This window comes from Rhodopseudomonas telluris, assembly GCF_042432815.1.
In the GTDB taxonomy this organism is placed as follows: Bacteria; Pseudomonadota; Alphaproteobacteria; order Rhizobiales; family Xanthobacteraceae; genus Rhodopseudomonas; species Rhodopseudomonas telluris.
The window spans coordinates 41,172-56,228 of record NZ_JBHLWM010000006.1; the positions used below are offsets into that span (position 1 = coordinate 41,172).

Here is a 15,057-nt window from a genome sequence, read left to right on the forward strand (position 1 = left end):
AACGGGATCGCACGGCCACCTCTGGTTACGAGGTGCGCCACCAACGACGTGAAACGGCGGGCGGGGACAGCGTGCACATGGAAGCGAGTGCATCATTGGCTCGAGGCCAAGTCAAGAGGCGGACAAGACGGGGCTCGTTCGACCAAAGACGCAACGACGCTGTCCACACCTCAACTAAGCTGCATCGATCCCATTGGGATGCAGTGCGATGAGAGTACGGGACGTCATCCGGCTGATCGAGGACGACGGGTGGACCCATGTCGCGACCCGCGGAAGCCATCGGCAGTACAAGCATCCCTGGAAGCCCGGCCGCGTCACGATTGCAGGCAAGCCCTCAGACGACCTTGCCCCCGGCACGTTTGCCAGTATCCTGAAGCAGGCGGGCCTGAAGGAGCGGCGCTGATGCGCTATGCGGTGGTGATCGAGAAAGCCGACGGCAACTACTCGGCCTATGTGCCGGACCTGCCCGGCTGCGTTGCGACCGGCGACACCCTTCCGGCGGTCGAAGCCGAGATCCGCGAAGCGATCCGGTTTCACATCGATGGTTTGAAAGAAGATGGGCTTCCGGTGCCCGCCCCGACCAGCCTGGCCGAATATATCGAGACCTGAAAACCCGGTCTGTCGAGGAACGCTTCCGCCCCACTCGCATTCTATCCCCGCATGCCGGGTGACAACCGGCCGTAACGGGGAATGGCGGACGCAGCTTATTTTGCCGGTTTCTGGCTGCGACATCAACGTATTGGTACGCGCTGACGCCTAACCTGTTCTCGGCATGCATCCCTCCCGCGGCCTCGCGGAGCCTGGGGATAACGGTGATAAGTCACGCCGAAACGGCGTCCGCCACGATTGCGAGGAACTTGCGCCGCGATCGCCGCATTTGTGTCCCCTGTTAGCACCGCAGCATGATCAGTGGGACAACTCATGCCGACTTTGTTGGACAAGCAGATCGACCGCATTGTCGCCGAGAGCGGCGGCAGCATGCATGAGGCGCTGCGCGCGCTGATGCAGGTGAACGAACACCTCGAGGCCGAACTGGCGCGGATGCGCGCCGCCGTCATCTTCAGCCACGCCAGCGGTGAGGGCGAGTGGCTGCATTAGCCGCAGCCGTCACGACTTCTTCAGAAATTCCGTCCGCAGCACCAGGCCCTTGATCTTGTCGGTGCGGCCTTCGATTTCGTCTTCATTGTCGGTGAGGCGGATGCCGCGGATCACGGTGCCGCGCTTCAGCACGGTGGAAGACCCCTTCAGCTTCAAATCCTTGATGATCGTGACGTTGTCGCCGTCGGCGAGCAGCGTCCCGTTGCTGTCCCTGACCTTGATGTCCATGCGGAGCCTTTCGGTGATGCGTGCCGCACGGTCGCACGGCGCGGGAACTCAAAGCAGGAAAGTGGCCGGCGGGCAATGTCCGCGGCCAGTCCCGACATGACGGCGGGGCGGATTGCTCCGCGCCGCCGCTCGTTGGAAACCGATCAGAACTTGTAGGTGATGCCGGTGCCGACCAGCCAGGGATCGAGGTTGACCTTGCCGGTCACCGGGACATTGCCGGCCAGCGTGCCGTTCCACTCCGGCCGCAGCCAGATCTTCTTGACGTCGACGTTCCAGCCCCAGTGCTTGTCGAACATGTAGTCGAAGCCGATCTGAGCGACCGGCGCGAAGCTGTCCTTGAGGTGGCTTTCGATGACGGTGCCGCCGGCCGCCTTCTGGCTGAAGAAGAAGGTGTAGTTCACGCCGGCGCCGATATACGGCTTGAACGCGCCGAAATCGGTGAAGTGATATTGCAGCGTCAGGGTCGGCGGCAGCAGCCAGGACTTGCCGACGTCGATGCCGTTGAGCGCATCCGTGCCGGAAATGCTGTGGCGGGTGACGCCGAGGATCAGTTCGGCCGCGATGTTGCGGTTGAAGAAGTAGGAAATGTCGAGCTCGGGCACCACCGCATCGGAGGTCTTCAGGGACGAGCCGGGGACCTGATTGACGTAGCCGGAATCGCGCGGGATCACGCCGAGCACGCGCAGGCGGATCATCCAGGGATTCCATTCTTCGACGACCGGCGCCTTGTAGACAGGACGCGCGGCGAGGTCGGCCGCGACCGCGGAAGTCGGCAGGCCGTTCAGTGCCGCCGCCATTGCCAGCGCCGATACTGCAGTGAGAAATTTGGTCATAGGTGCCCCATTAAGGTTCAGTCGCATGGGCTGAAGCCCACACTTGCGAGCACAGATGCCTCCGAGTGGCACTCGGGATTGATCTCGATCAAATCGGCGGGGCGAGTTGTCGCACCTGTCCGGCACCCGTGTCGTCCGGGCAACAGATTCTCAGGCGAGTCGCGACTGGGCTGAAAAATTTGACGTGCAACAATGATTTGTGTCGCGCGACGCGTGCGTGCGCGCCCCGTCCGTTCGAACCGCGCTCACTCAGGGGCGGCTTGGATTCTGCATCATGTATTCGCCGAGATTGCGCTGGGCGCGATTGGCGCGGGTGATGGAATTGGAGCGCTGGACGTCGCGGTCGCGGCGGCAGGCGACGTATTCGGACGAACCGACCGCAACGCCGTTCTGCTTGCAGAACGCATCGTCGTCGCCGAGATCTGTCGGCGCGTCATTGCGGCTGGCGCAGCCGGCGAGTGCGACGGCGGCGAAGGTCAGGGCGATCAGCGTTCTAGGCAACATGTATGACCCCGAAAGTTCGTCACTCCGGGGCGCGGGCGCAGCTCGCGAACCCGGAATCCATACTCACCGGCAGGGGTCATGGATTCCGGATTCGCCGCGATGCGGCGCCCCGGAATGACGTTGATAGGCCGTGCCTGTTTACCGCGAATTGCGGGCTTTGTAAGTCCGCAATCGCAAGGGCTTCCGTCATTGCGAGAAGCACGGCGACGAAGCAACCCAGCCCCGTGCACGGGGGCGGGATTGCTTCGCGGAGCCGGTCATCGGGCGGCGTTTCGCGCCGACCCGTTGGCTCGCAAGGACGAAGAAGCCGCTCAGCCGTGGCTCTTCAGCGCCGACGAGATATCGTCGAGCGCTGTCGGATCTTCGATCGTGGCGGGCATCGTCCAGGCGTCGCCGTCCGCGATCTTCTTGATGGTGCCGCGCAGGATCTTGCCGGAGCGGGTCTTGGGCAGCCGCGGCACGGTGATGGCCAGCTTGAACGCTGCGACCGGTCCGAGCTTGTCGCGGACCAGCTTGACGATCTCCTTCTCGATCTCAGCGTGGTCACGGGTGACGCCGCTCTTCAGCACGATCAGCCCGCACGGGACCTCGCCCTTGATGGTGTCGTTGATGCCGAGCACGGCGCATTCGGCGACGTCCGGATGCGAGGCGAGAATTTCCTCCATGCCGCCAGTCGAGAGCCGGTGACCGGCGACGTTGATGATGTCGTCGGTGCGGCCCATCACGAAGACGTAGCCGTCTTCGTCCAGATAACCGGCATCGGAGGTTTTGTAGTAGCCGGGGAAGTCGGCGAAGTAGCTCTCGCGGCAGCGCTCGTCCTGCTGCCACAGCGTCGGCAGATTGCCGGGCGGCAGCGGCAGCTTGATCACGATCGAGCCCATCGCGCCGGGCGCGACCGGCTTGGCGCCCTCGTCGACGACTTCGAGCTTGTAGCCGGGCATCGGCACGGTCGGCGAGCCGTGCTTGACGGGCAGCAGGCCGAGGCCGACCGGATTGCCGGCGATGCACCAGCCGGTTTCGGTCTGCCACCAGTGATCGATCACCGGCACCTTGAGTTGCTGCTCGGCCCATTCCACCGTCGGCGGATCGGCGCGTTCGCCCGCCAGGAACAGCGTGCGGAATTTCGACAGATCGTACTTACGAATAAAATCGCCGTTGCCGTCCTCCTTGCGGATGGCCCGGAAGGCGGTCGGCGCCGTGAACAGCGCAACCGCGCCGTGTTCGGAAATCACCCGCCAGAACGCGCCGGCGTCCGGCGTGCCGACCGGCTTGCCTTCGTACATGATCGAGGTCGCGCCGTGGATCAGCGGGCCGTAGATGATGTAGCTGTGGCCAACCACCCAGCCGATATCGGAGGCACACCACCACACCTCGCCGGGCTTCACGCCGTAGAGGTTCTCCATCGACCATTTCAGCGCGACCAGGTGGCCGCCATTGTCGCGCACCACGCCCTTCGGCTTACCGGTCGTGCCCGAGGTGTAGAGGATGTAGAGCGGATCGGTAGCGTCGACGGCGACGCAGTCGGCGGCCTTGCCGGCCGCGAGCGCCTCGCTGCGCAGCTTGCCCCAGTCGTGATCGCGGCCTTCCTTCAGCTCGCAGTCCTGCTGCGGACGCTTCAGGATGATGCAGGCGTCCGGCTTGACCGAAGCGAGTTCGATCGCTTCGTCGAGCAGCGGCTTGTACTTGACGATGCGGCCGGGCTCGATGCCGCAGCTCGCCGAAAGGATCAGCTTCGGCTTGGCGTCGTCGATGCGGGTGGCGAGTTCTTTCGCCGCAAAGCCGCCGAACACCACTGAATGCACCGCGCCGATGCGCGCGCAGGCCAGCATCGCCACCATCGATTCCGGCACCATCGGCATGTACAGAATGACGCGGTCACCCTTCTGCACGCCGAAGTCCTGCATGATCGCCGCGAGCGCCTGCACCTCGCGCAGCATCTCGGCATAGGTGAACTGGCTGATCGTGCCGGTCAGTGGCGAGTCGTGAATCAGCGCGACCTGATCGGCGCGGCCACCCGCGACATGACGGTCGAGCGCATTGTAGCAGGTATTGACCTTGGCGCCCGGAAACCAGCGGCCGTACAGGCCGAGCGAGGCGTCGAACACCTTGGTGGGCGGCTCGATCCAGTCGATCTCGCGGGCGACTTCACCCCAGAAGCCCTCCGGATCGGCCAGCGAGCGGGCATGGACCTCGTGATAACGACTCTTGTCATGCATATTCATGGCGTCGCACTCCCATGTTTTCGGGCGGTTTGGCCCGCCATGTCCAGCTTTTAGGCGGCGCTGGCAACCCCGCCTTTGTTCCTAATCAACCCCGCCGCAAGCTGCGTTTCAAGTGGGAAGCCGGCACGCAGCGCCACTCAGTTGCCGTCGCTCCCGGTAAGCTGTTGCAGCCGCGCCTTCATCTCCGCCCGCAAGTCGTAACCCGGCCGCCCGAACGCGCTATTCCGACGCGCGAGAAAACCGTCCTGCGCCCGCTTCAGCGACTGCAACTCCTTTGGAGTAAGTTTGGCGTCCTGCGCGATGCGGACGAAGCGCGCGTTGATCTCGCGGTCGAGATTGGCGAGGTCGCGGTCGGCGCAGATCGCCTTCTCGACGGCGCGGCGCGCCCGGCGGCAATCGAAGCTCGGCTTACCGTCGACCGCCTTCTGGGCACCGAGTCGCTCCAGCTCCATCGCCAGCGATTTGTGATTGGCGCGCGCCGCGGCGTGGTCCGGCTGCAGCTTCAACGCCGCCGAGAAATCCAGCAGCGCCTTGGGGCGATCGCCCTTCAGGCGCCAGGCTTCGCCGCGCGCGTTGAGCACGTCGGGCTGTTTCGGATCGAGCCGCAATGCGTCGTCGTAGTCCACGAGCGCGCGATCGACCTGCCCGCTCCGCGCCAGCGCGTCGCCACGCGCGACCAGCGCCTTGATGCGATCGTCGCGCTCGATCTTGCGGCTGGCGAGCAGCCGGCCGCACAGCGCTATCGTGCGATCCGCCTCCTCCGGTTGGGCCGCAGAGGCGAGGCATGGCGCCGGATCGACGGTCGGATCGTCGATGGCCTCGGGCGTGGTGGCAAGGGCGGAGCGCGTCGCCGCAACGCTCATCACCGCGATGATGATCAACATCGAGCTAATTGACATGCGACGTAGCAACTTCATCATATTCACCAAGCGGCCGATGTTCTTGTCCGGTCGTTGCCCCTCATCCTGAGGAGCGGCCGTCAGGCCGCGTCTCGAAGGATGAGCCGGCACGGCCGTGCCACCTCTTGGTTCGAGACGGCGCAAAGCGCCTCCTCACCATGAGGCTCCAACCCGGTGCGAGGATCGGCTGGCGAAGTGCGCATCTTGCAACAGCATCTCCTCAATTCACCTTCAGGGTCAGCCCGCCGTCCACCACCAGTTCGATCCCGGTGACGTATTTCGACTCGTCGCTGGCGAGAAACAGCGCCGCGTTGGCGACGTCCCAGGCTTCGCCCATGTGGCCCATCGGGACCTGCGCGTCGCGGGCGCGCCACATCGCGTCGACGTCGCCGCCCGCGTAGCTCGCGGCGAGGCCGGCGGAGTGCGCGACCATCGGGGTCTTCATCAGGCCCGGCAGGATCGCGTTCACGCGGATGTGGTCCTTGGCGTATTCGACCGCGGTGGTCCGTGTCATCGCATTCATCGCGGCTTTCGACGCCGCGTAGGTGACGTAGGAAATGCCGAGATGCCGGATCGAGGCGATCGACGAAATGTTGACGATCGAGCCGCCGCCCTGCTGTTGCATGATCGGGATCACATGCTTCATGGCGAGGAACGCGCTCTTGAGATTGACGGCGAACACGCGGTCCCACTCGGCCTCGGAGACTTCGACGACGCCGCCGGTCTCGGCGATGCCGACATTGTTGTCGAGCACGTCGATCCGGCCATAGGCCTCCATGCAGGCCTTGACCATCGCCTCGACATCCGCGACGCGCGATACGTCGGCCGCGAAGGCGACGGCGCGGCCACCGGTGCCGGTGATCAGGCTCGCGGTTTCCTCCGCGGCCTCGGCGTTGCGATCGACGCAGAACACCTGCGCGCCCTCGCGTGCGAACGTCACCGCCGTCGCCTTGCCGTTGCCCCAGCCCGGTCCGATCGAACCGGCCCCGACCACCAGCGCCGTCTTGCCTTGCAGTCGCGGCATGCGTGTCTCTCTCGTCGTTGCGTGTCGGAAAGCCTTGTAGCCCGGATGCAGCGAAGCGCAATCCGGGATGCGTTCCGTTCCTCATCCTGAGGAGCGCGCTCTTGCGCGCGTCTCGAAGGATGAGGGTGGCATAGCCGTGCAGCCTCTTGGTTCGAGACGGCGCTTCGCGCCTCCTCACTACGAGGGATCAGACACCTCGTAACGCGGCATCAATTACTCGCACGCGCTGACCGTCGTGGGCTCGGCGCCGAGCTTGTGCCCGACGATCTCCGACAACGTCCGACAGGCGCCGTCGGCACATAGTCGCCACTCACCCGCCATGCCCGAATTGCCGAGGATAAGTTCGCGCTGCGGGGCGCGGTGCGGCGACCATTGAAACCACCCGTCCCTCAGCCGCGCGTCCGGCGGCGGCTCCATGCCGGCCCCGCTGCCTTTGACGCGGGCCTGCACCAGTTCGAGTCCCTGCGGGGTGACGCGCCAGTCCTCTTGCCACTCCACCTTCTCGATCGAATGCGTCCACGCCAGCGTGAAAGCCGCGAGCGCCAGCGTCTTGACGACGCCCGCGGACACGACGCAAAGGCTCATTGTGCAAGCCTCACCGCGCGTGCCTTACGCCGTCGCCACCGCGTCGCGCGGCGGGCGCTGCCGCCATTGCCAGGCGACGATCAGCGCGGTGACGATGAAGCCGACATAGTCGCTGTAGGGGAATTCACCGAGCAGGCAGATCGCCGCCGCGAAGGCGACGAGACGTTCGAGCAGATTCATCCGCGTGTACAGGAAGCCGATCGCCACCATGCCGAACAGCGCGATTGCGATCAGCGCCTTGACGGTGGCGTAGGCGACGGCGCCGTAGAAGCCGAGCTCGGCCGCCATCGGATCGCCGGGCTGCAGCATCAGGGCCGGCGAGTACACGGCGATGAACGGGATGACGTAGCCGGCCAGCGCGATCCTCATCGCCTCCCAGCCGATCTTGTCGGGGTTCTCGCGGGCGATCGGTGCCGCCGCGAGTGCCGCCAGCGCCACCGGTGGCGAGAGATCCGCCATGATGCCGTAGTAGAACGCGAACATGTGGCTGACGATCAGCGGCACGCCGAGCTTGGCGAGCGCCGGCGCCGCGAGCGCCGCGGTGATGATGTAGGTCGGGATCGTCGGGATGCCGGTGCCGAGCAGGATCGACAGCAGCATCGTCATGATCAGCGCCAGGAACAGGCTCTTTTCACCCAGGCCGATCACCCAGCTGCCGAACACCGTGCCGACGCCGGTCTGGGTCATCATGCCGATGATGGTGCCGACGATCGCGCAAGCCATGCCGACGGTCAGCGCCGACTTGGCGCTGTCGGCCAGCGAGTCACGACACGCCGCCAGCGTCGCACGCCCGCCGCGGGTCAGCGCCGTGATAGCGATCAGCCCGGCGACAACCAGAATGATCCGCATGATGTCGAGCCCGTTGCGCGACACGGCGCCGACCACCAGCGCCAGCCCGATCCAGAACACGTAGCGCAGCACCGGCTTGGAGAAGCCGTGCACGATGCTGGCGCCGAGGATCAGCGCCACCGTCAGCGCCAGGCCCATCGAGCCGGCGTAGAGCGGCGTGAAACCCTCGAACAGCATGAACACCAGCGCCGCGAGCGGCAGGATCAGGTACCAGCGCTCGACGGCCGCCTTCCAGGCGCTCGGGATCTCGGACGCCTTCATGCCGACCAGGCCGTGCTTGCCGGCCTCGAGATGCACCATCCAGAACGCCGAGGCGAAATACAGCATCGCCGGGATCACCGCAGCCTTGACGATCACCGAGTAATCGACGCCGAGCGTCTCGGCCATGATGAAAGCGACCGCGCCCATCACCGGCGGCATGATCTGCCCGCCCATCGAGGCGGTGGCCTCGACGCCGGCCGCGAAGGCCCGGCGATAGCCGAACTTGATCATCAGCGGAATGGTGAACTGGCCGACGGTGACCACATTGGCGACGCCGGAGCCGGAGATCGTGCCCATCATGCCCGAGGCGAACACTGCGACCTTGGCCGGGCCGCCGCGGCTGCGGCCGAACAGGCCGAGCGAGACGTCGGTGAACAGCTGGATCATGCCGGCGCGCTCCAGAAACGAGCCGAACAGAATGAACAGGAAGATGTAGGTCGCCGACACGTAGATCGGCACGCCGTAGAAGCCTTCGGTGCCGAACGACAGATGGGTGACGATCTGGTCGAAGTCGTAGCCGCGATGGTTGAACGGCGCCGGCAGATACTGGCCGAAGAACCAGTACAGCAGACAGACGCCGCACATGATCGGCAGCGCCGGGCCCATCAGCCGCCGCGTGCCCTCGAAGATCAGCACCGCCAGCAGCGTGCCGACCGCGAGATCGAGATGCGTCGGATCGCCGTCGCGCTGGATCAGGTCCGCGTAGAAGATCCACTGGTACAGCCCGCACAGAAAGCCGAGCGCGCCGATGATCCAGGCGACCGCGCGGCCGAAATCGGTGCGCGCGGTGAAGTTGCCGATCAGGCCGAAGGTCAAGAGGATCAGAAAGCCGACATGGACGCTGCGTACCACCTGGCTCGGCAGCACGTTCCAGGCCGCGATGACCAGCTGGAACACCGCGAAGGCGATCGCCACCGCATAGGCCAGATGCCGCCAGCCACGCGGCCCGAACCCCGCCGGAAAGCCGTGCTCGAAATTGTCGAACTCGACTTTGACGGCTCCGGGAGCCTGTTCGATCGGAGCGGGCTGCATCTGAACCGTGTCCCCTCGGTGGCGTTCTTGGAGCCTTCAACCGCGCAGGTTTTGGCCGATTGGCATCTTATCTGTCATTGCGAGCAAAGCGAAGCAATCCAGGCTCGGTGCCCTGAGCTGGATTGCTTGGTCGCTTCGCTCCTCGCAATGACGACAGGCGATCGCTTACTTCAGCATGCCCTTTTCCTTGAAGTAGCGCTCGGCGCCCGGATGCAGCGGAACCGGGCTGCCGGTCGCCGCGGTCTCCAGCTTGATCTCGCGGCCGGCGGCGTGGGAGCTCGCCAGCTCGGGCAGGTTCTCGTAGATCAGCTTGGTCATCTGATAGGCGAGATCGTCCGACACCGCGGTCGAGGTCACCAGATAGTTGACCACCGCGGCGGTCGGAACGTCCTGCTCCTGGCCCGTATAGGTCTTGGCCGGAATCGTCGCCGCGATGAACGGCGGGCCGATCTTGTCGACGACCTCCTTGGGCACGGCCACGACGTTGATCGCCGACGAGTTCGACAGGTCCTTCAGCGAGGCGACGCCGAGGCCGGCGGACTGCAGCGTAGCGGCGAGCTGACGGTTCTTCATCAGGTCGACCGACTCGGCGAACGGCAGATACTCGACCTTGCCGAGATCCTTGTAGTCCATGCCGGCGGCCTTGAGGATCGCGCGCGAATTCAGCTCGGTGCCGGATTTCGGCGCGCCGACCGACAGGCTCTTGCCCTTCAGGTCGGCCAGCGTCTTGATCCCACTCTCGGAGGTCGCGACGATCTGGATGTAGTTCGGATAGACCGCGCCGATCACCCGCAGCTTGTCGAGCTTGGCCTTGAAGCCGGCTTCGGCGTCGCCTTCCCAGGCCGCTTTCAGGGAATCGCCCAGCGTGAATGCGATCTCGCCACGGCCCTGCTGCAGCAGGTTCAGATTCTCGACCGAGGCCTTTGTGGCCTGCACCTGCGCTTTGATGTTGGGGATCTTCTCGCCGTAGATCTTCGAGATCGCGACGCCGAGCGGGTAATACACGCCCGAGGTACCGCCGGTCAGCACGTTGATGAACTGCTGCGCGTGGGCCTGCGGAGCTACAACCACCGACGCGACTGCAGCCAAGGCGAACAATCTGGCCTTCATGAACGATTTTCTCCCCTGAGTTGCTTAGTCGGGAAACTGAACGTGCAAAACGCTGCGGTCAACCCGTCAAATCAGCAATAACAGAGCCGAGTGCGGAACCAGCCCGCGGCTTTGCGGGTTGGCGGGCGTACTTTTCGCTGCACCCCAGAGGTTCGTGTGTCTCCTGAACAGAAGCCCGACCTCAACCGGTCGCTCGATGCCCTTAACTTCTTTCTCGCCGACGTCCGCGACGGGCTCGGGCCCTATCTGGCGATCTATCTGCTGGCCGTGCAGAACTGGAACGAGGCCTCGATCGGCCTGGTGATGTCGATCGCCGCCGCCGCCGGCATTCTGGCGCAAACTCCGGCCGGCGCGCTGATCGACCGCTCGACCGCCAAGCGCGGCCTGATGGTTGCCGCCGCCGTGGTCGTCACTCTCTCGTCGATCACGTTGCCTCTGTTGCACAGCTTCGAACTGGTTGCCGCCACCCAGGCGCTCGCGGGAGCGGCCGGCGCGATCTTCGCGCCCGCGGTGGCGGCGGTGACGCTCGGCATCGTCGGGCCGCGCGCCTTCGCGCGGCGCACCGGCCGCAACGAGGCCTTCAATCACGCCGGCAACGCGACCGCTGCCTTGCTGGCGGGCGCATCGGCTTACTTCTTCGGTCCGGTGGTGGTGTTCTGGCTGATGGCCGCGATGGCCGTCGCCAGCATCTTCGCGACGCTGTCGATCCCAGCCGCGGCGATCGACGATCATGTGGCCCGCGGCCTCGACGCAGACGCTCCCGGCGCCGACGCACCGGCGGGGAGCCACCACGATCAGCCGTCGGGCTTCAAGGTGCTGCTGACCTGCCGGCCGCTACTGATCTTCGCCGGCGCCACCGTGCTGTTTCACTTCGCCAACGCGGCGATGCTGCCGCTGGTCGGGCAGAAGCTGGCGCTGGTGAACAAGAACCTCGGCACCACGCTGATGTCGGTGTGCATCGTCGCCGCCCAGATGGTGATGGTGCCGGTGGCCGCGCTGGTCGGCCACAAGGCCGACGTCTGGGGCCGCAAGCCGATCTTCGCGGTGGCGCTCGGCGTGCTGGCGCTGCGGGGCGCGCTGTATCCGTTGTCGGACAATCCATATTGGCTGGTCGGCGTGCAACTGCTCGATGGCGTCGGCGCCGGCATTTTCGGCGCGCTGTTTCCGCTGGTGGTGGCCGACCTCACCCGCGGCACCGGCCACTTCAACGTCAGCCAGGGCGCGATCGCGACTGCGGCGGGTCTGGGTGGTGCGTTGTCGACCGGCGTCGCCGGACTGATCGTGGTGTCGGCCGGCTACAGCGCGGCATTCCTCACGCTCGCGGCGATTGCGGCGGCGGGCCTCGCGCTGTTCCTGCTGCTGATGCCGGAAACGCGGCCGGGCGCAGAACAGCCGGCTCCGCCGCCGACGCTGGCCCCGACGGCGCCCGCCGCGTAGGCTGTCGCGGCGGCTTCACGAAGCCGCGCTAGACTCGGATATTGCCATCATCGTCGTTCTCGTCGCGGCCCTGCTTTGCCCGGCCGGATCGGATTCACCCATGCGCCCCTTCTCCAAACCTGTATCGCTCGACCGCCGCACGCTGCTGCGCGGCGCAATCGGCGCCGGCCTGATCGGCGCACTGCCGGCGCGCGCCACCGAGCCGTCGCGTGTCGTGTTCAAATCCGATCCGTTCACGCTCGGAGTTGCCTCCGGCGATCCGGCGCCGGACGGCTTCGTGCTGTGGACCCGGCTCACGCCGGAGCCGCTGAAGGCGCGCGGCGGCATGTCGAGCCAGCCGGTCGAGGTCACGATCGAGATCGCCGACGATCCGGCGATGACGAAGATTGTCCGCACCACCACCGAGACCGCACGCCTCGAACTCGCTCACTCGGTCCATGCCGAGATCGACGGCCTCGCCCCCGGCCGCGATTACTTCTATCGTTTCCGCGCCGGCGACGCCGAGAGTCCGATCGGCCGCGCACGCACGCTGCCCGCCCCCGGCGATACGCCCGCGCAGATCCGTTTCGCATCCGCCGGCTGCCAGCGCTGGGAGGACGGCTACTACACGGCGTGGCGCGCGATCGCCGACGACAAGCTCGATTTCGTCTTCCACTATGGCGACTACATCTACGAATACGCCCACACCGAGGTGACCGGCCGCGACAAGCAGCCGGCCCCGCGCACCATGCCGGCGGATTTCCCGGCCTGCTTCACGCTGACCGATTATCGCCGCCGCTACGCGCTGTACAAGACCGACGCCGACCTGCAGGCCGCGCACGCCTCCTGCCCGTTCCTGCCGAGCTTCGACGACCACGAGATCGCCAACAACTGGGCCGCCGACAGCGACCCGAAGCACACGCCGGCCGATGCCTTTCTGTTTCGCCGCGCGATGGCGCTGCAAGCATGGTACGAGCACATGCCGGTGCGGCGTGCCCAGCTTCCGCGTGGGCCGGACGTGCGCGCCTATCGGGGCTTCCGCTACGGATCGCTGATCGACGTCGCGGTGCTGGATACACGCCAGTATCGATCGCGCCAGCCGTGCGGCGATGGTTTCCTCGCTGGCTGTGCCGAAGCCGATGAGGAGGGGCGCACCATGCTGGGCGCCGCGCAGGAACAGTGGCTCGCCGAGCGGCTGAAGCAGAGCCCGGCGACCTGGCAGGTACTCGCCCAGCAGGTGCTGTTCGCGCAGTTCGACTGGCGTGGATTTCCGTTCGTCAAGGAGACCGAGGCGCCGATCGTCGACGTCGACACCTGGAACGGCGCCACCGCCGGCCGCGCGCGCGTGACGGCAATGCTGGAGGCGGCGAAGATCGCCAACCCGGTGGTGCTGACCGGCGACCTGCACCGGGCGCTTGCGCTGGAGCTGCGCCGCGACTGGCGCGATCCGGCCTCGCCGTGCATCGGCGTTGAGTTCCTGGCGACGTCCATCTCGTCGGTCGGCGACGGGCCGGCGACCGATAAGGACCGGGCCACGATGATGCGCAACAATCCGCATCTGAAGTTCTTCAGCGACCAGCGCGGCTACACGCGCCACGTGGTGACGCCGGCACAGTGGCAGGCCGATTACCGCGCCGTCGACAGTACCGCGACGCCCGGCCAGCCAGTCCGGACCGCGCAGACCCTGGTGGTCGAGGCCGGCCGGCCGGGACTGATACCCCGATAATCGCGCAGGTCTTGCGCCCGTCCGCCTGCAGACTGGTCACGCCGCACGTGAGCGCGTAGTCTGCCTCCCGCACCGGCCCAGCAGAGGCCGGGCAACCGGGAGAACGCTCATATGCCGTCTTCGACTCGTCCGCCGTTCCGTCCGAGCCGCCGCAGCGTGCTGCGCGGTGTCGCCGCCATCGGCACCATCCCGCTCCTGGCTCATGCGGCGCGCGCCGATACGTGGCCGAGCCGGCCGGTGAAATTCGTGGTGCCGTTCGCGGCCGGCGGCACGACCGACATTCTGGCGCGGCTGGTGGCGCAGAAGATGTCGGAGGAATACGGCCAGCAATTCGTCGTGGAAAACAAGGCCGGCGCCGGCGGCAATATCGCCGCAGAGTTCGTCGCCAAATCGGAGCCCGACGGCTACACCTTCATCGTCGGCACGCCGGGCACCCACGCGATCAATCAGTTCGTGTTCAAGACGCTGGCTTATGACCAGGTGAAGGACATCGCGCCGGTGATCATCATCGCGAAGGTGCCGAACCTGTTCTCGGTCACCAATTCGCTGCCGGTAAAGAGCGTCGCCGAACTGATCGCTTATGCGAAGTCCAAGCCCGGCGAATTGTTTTACGGCACGCCTGGCCTCGGCTCGACCGCGCACGTTTCGACCGAACTGTTCAAGTCGATGGCTGGCGTGCAGATGACGCACGTGCCCTACAAGGGCTCGGCTCCGATGCTGACCGATCTGATCGCCGGCCGCGTCCATCTCACCATCGACAATCTGCCGGCTTCGCAGCCGCACGCCGATGCCGGCGCGATCCGCGCGATCGCGGTGTCGACGGCGACGCGCTGGCCGCTATTGCCGGATCTGCCGACGATCGCCGAGGCAGGCGTGCCGGGCTACGACGCTGCCGCCTGGTTCACGATCGGCGCGCCCGCCAAGACCTCGCCGGAGATCATCACCAAGCTCAACGCCAGCGTGGAGAAATTCATCAAGACAGAGGACGGCACCGCCCGGCTGCGCAAGCTCGGTGCCGATCCGGTCGGCGGCTCGCCCGCGGACATGCAGCGCTACGTTCTCGCCGAGATCGACAAGTGGGGCAAGGTGGCGAAGTTCGCCAAGATCGAGCCACAATAGAAGCGCGCGCGATTACACGGCGGTACCGTCGCCGGCATTGGCGACGACATCTTCGTCGCCAATGTGCATCTTGGCATGAGCTGGAAAGCACAGCCGCTTTCGCCTGCGCTCGGCGTTGTTTTCGGCATCTTCCGCGAAAACAACGCGTTCC

General features: G+C 65.9%; 15 protein-coding genes. 6 read left to right on the forward strand and 9 right to left on the reverse strand.

Annotation, left to right across the window (positions count from 1 at the left end):
- Positions 1 to 208: 208 nt before the first annotated feature.
- The 3 genes from ACFFJ6_RS16780 (at position 209) to ACFFJ6_RS16790 (ending at position 1,098) form a co-directional block, all read left to right on the forward strand.
- Positions 209 to 403: a type II toxin-antitoxin system HicA family toxin gene (locus ACFFJ6_RS16780; protein ID WP_378389826.1), complete on the forward strand. Its 195-nt coding sequence runs from the start codon at positions 209 to 211 to the stop codon at positions 401 to 403.
- Positions 403 to 609: a type II toxin-antitoxin system HicB family antitoxin gene (locus tag ACFFJ6_RS16785; RefSeq protein ID WP_378389828.1), complete on the forward strand. Its 207-nt coding sequence runs from the start codon at positions 403 to 405 to the stop codon at positions 607 to 609. Before ACFFJ6_RS16780 ends, ACFFJ6_RS16785 begins: the two co-directional genes overlap by 1 nt.
- A 312-nt stretch (positions 610 to 921) precedes the next feature.
- Positions 922 to 1,098 carry a hypothetical protein gene (locus ACFFJ6_RS16790; RefSeq protein WP_378389830.1) on the forward strand — a complete coding sequence of 59 codons (177 nt, stop codon included), beginning with the start codon at positions 922 to 924 and terminating at the stop codon, positions 1,096 to 1,098.
- Between the two features lie 9 nt (positions 1,099 to 1,107).
- On the opposite strand, the gene ACFFJ6_RS16795 is transcribed toward ACFFJ6_RS16790, so the two are convergent.
- The 9 genes from ACFFJ6_RS16795 to ACFFJ6_RS16835 form a co-directional block, all read right to left on the reverse strand.
- A complete protein-coding gene (locus tag ACFFJ6_RS16795; RefSeq protein WP_378389832.1) occupies positions 1,108 to 1,326 on the reverse strand; it encodes an alkylphosphonate utilization protein in 219 nt (72 codons plus the stop codon).
- Between the two features lie 143 nt (positions 1,327 to 1,469).
- Positions 1,470 to 2,159 (reverse strand): OmpW/AlkL family protein, encoded by a 690-nt coding sequence (locus tag ACFFJ6_RS16800; RefSeq protein WP_378389834.1) that lies wholly within the window; start codon positions 2,157 to 2,159, stop codon positions 1,470 to 1,472.
- A 249-nt stretch (positions 2,160 to 2,408) separates the two neighbouring features.
- Positions 2,409 to 2,663, reverse strand: coding sequence for a hypothetical protein (locus ACFFJ6_RS16805; RefSeq protein ID WP_378389836.1), 255 nt, complete (start codon positions 2,661 to 2,663; stop codon positions 2,409 to 2,411).
- 311 nt (positions 2,664 to 2,974) lie between these two features.
- Positions 2,975 to 4,885 (reverse strand): propionyl-CoA synthetase, encoded by a 1,911-nt coding sequence (locus ACFFJ6_RS16810; protein ID WP_378389837.1) that lies wholly within the window; start codon positions 4,883 to 4,885, stop codon positions 2,975 to 2,977.
- 137 nt (positions 4,886 to 5,022) lie between these two features.
- Positions 5,023 to 5,769, reverse strand: a complete 747-nt coding sequence (locus ACFFJ6_RS16815; protein ID WP_378389839.1) for a tetratricopeptide repeat protein — start codon at positions 5,767 to 5,769, stop codon at positions 5,023 to 5,025.
- A gap of 235 nt (positions 5,770 to 6,004) precedes the next feature.
- Entirely contained in the window at positions 6,005 to 6,808 is an 804-nt protein-coding gene (locus ACFFJ6_RS16820) for an SDR family NAD(P)-dependent oxidoreductase (protein ID WP_378389841.1), read from the reverse strand.
- A 213-nt stretch (positions 6,809 to 7,021) separates the two neighbouring features.
- The gene (locus tag ACFFJ6_RS16825) at positions 7,022 to 7,393 is read right to left on the reverse strand and encodes a DUF1850 domain-containing protein (protein ID WP_378389843.1); all 372 of its coding nucleotides are present in this window, start codon (positions 7,391 to 7,393) and stop codon (positions 7,022 to 7,024) included.
- Positions 7,394 to 7,417: 24 nt separating this feature from the next.
- Positions 7,418 to 9,535, reverse strand: coding sequence for a TRAP transporter permease (locus ACFFJ6_RS16830; RefSeq protein ID WP_378389845.1), 2,118 nt, complete (start codon positions 9,533 to 9,535; stop codon positions 7,418 to 7,420).
- A gap of 165 nt (positions 9,536 to 9,700) precedes the next feature.
- Positions 9,701 to 10,645, reverse strand: coding sequence for a TAXI family TRAP transporter solute-binding subunit (locus ACFFJ6_RS16835; protein ID WP_378389847.1), 945 nt, complete (start codon positions 10,643 to 10,645; stop codon positions 9,701 to 9,703).
- Between the two features lie 156 nt (positions 10,646 to 10,801).
- On the opposite strand from ACFFJ6_RS16835, the gene ACFFJ6_RS16840 reads away from it, so the two are divergent.
- From ACFFJ6_RS16840 to ACFFJ6_RS16850, 3 genes are all read left to right on the forward strand, one after another.
- Positions 10,802 to 12,082 (forward strand): MFS transporter, encoded by a 1,281-nt coding sequence (locus tag ACFFJ6_RS16840; protein WP_378389849.1) that lies wholly within the window; start codon positions 10,802 to 10,804, stop codon positions 12,080 to 12,082.
- Positions 12,083 to 12,182: 100 nt separating this feature from the next.
- A complete protein-coding gene (locus ACFFJ6_RS16845) occupies positions 12,183 to 13,787 on the forward strand; it encodes an alkaline phosphatase D family protein (RefSeq protein ID WP_378389851.1) in 1,605 nt (534 codons plus the stop codon).
- Positions 13,788 to 13,898: 111 nt separating this feature from the next.
- Positions 13,899 to 14,906, forward strand: a complete 1,008-nt coding sequence (locus ACFFJ6_RS16850) for a Bug family tripartite tricarboxylate transporter substrate binding protein (RefSeq protein ID WP_378389853.1) — start codon at positions 13,899 to 13,901, stop codon at positions 14,904 to 14,906.
- Positions 14,907 to 15,057: the final 151 nt, after the last annotated feature.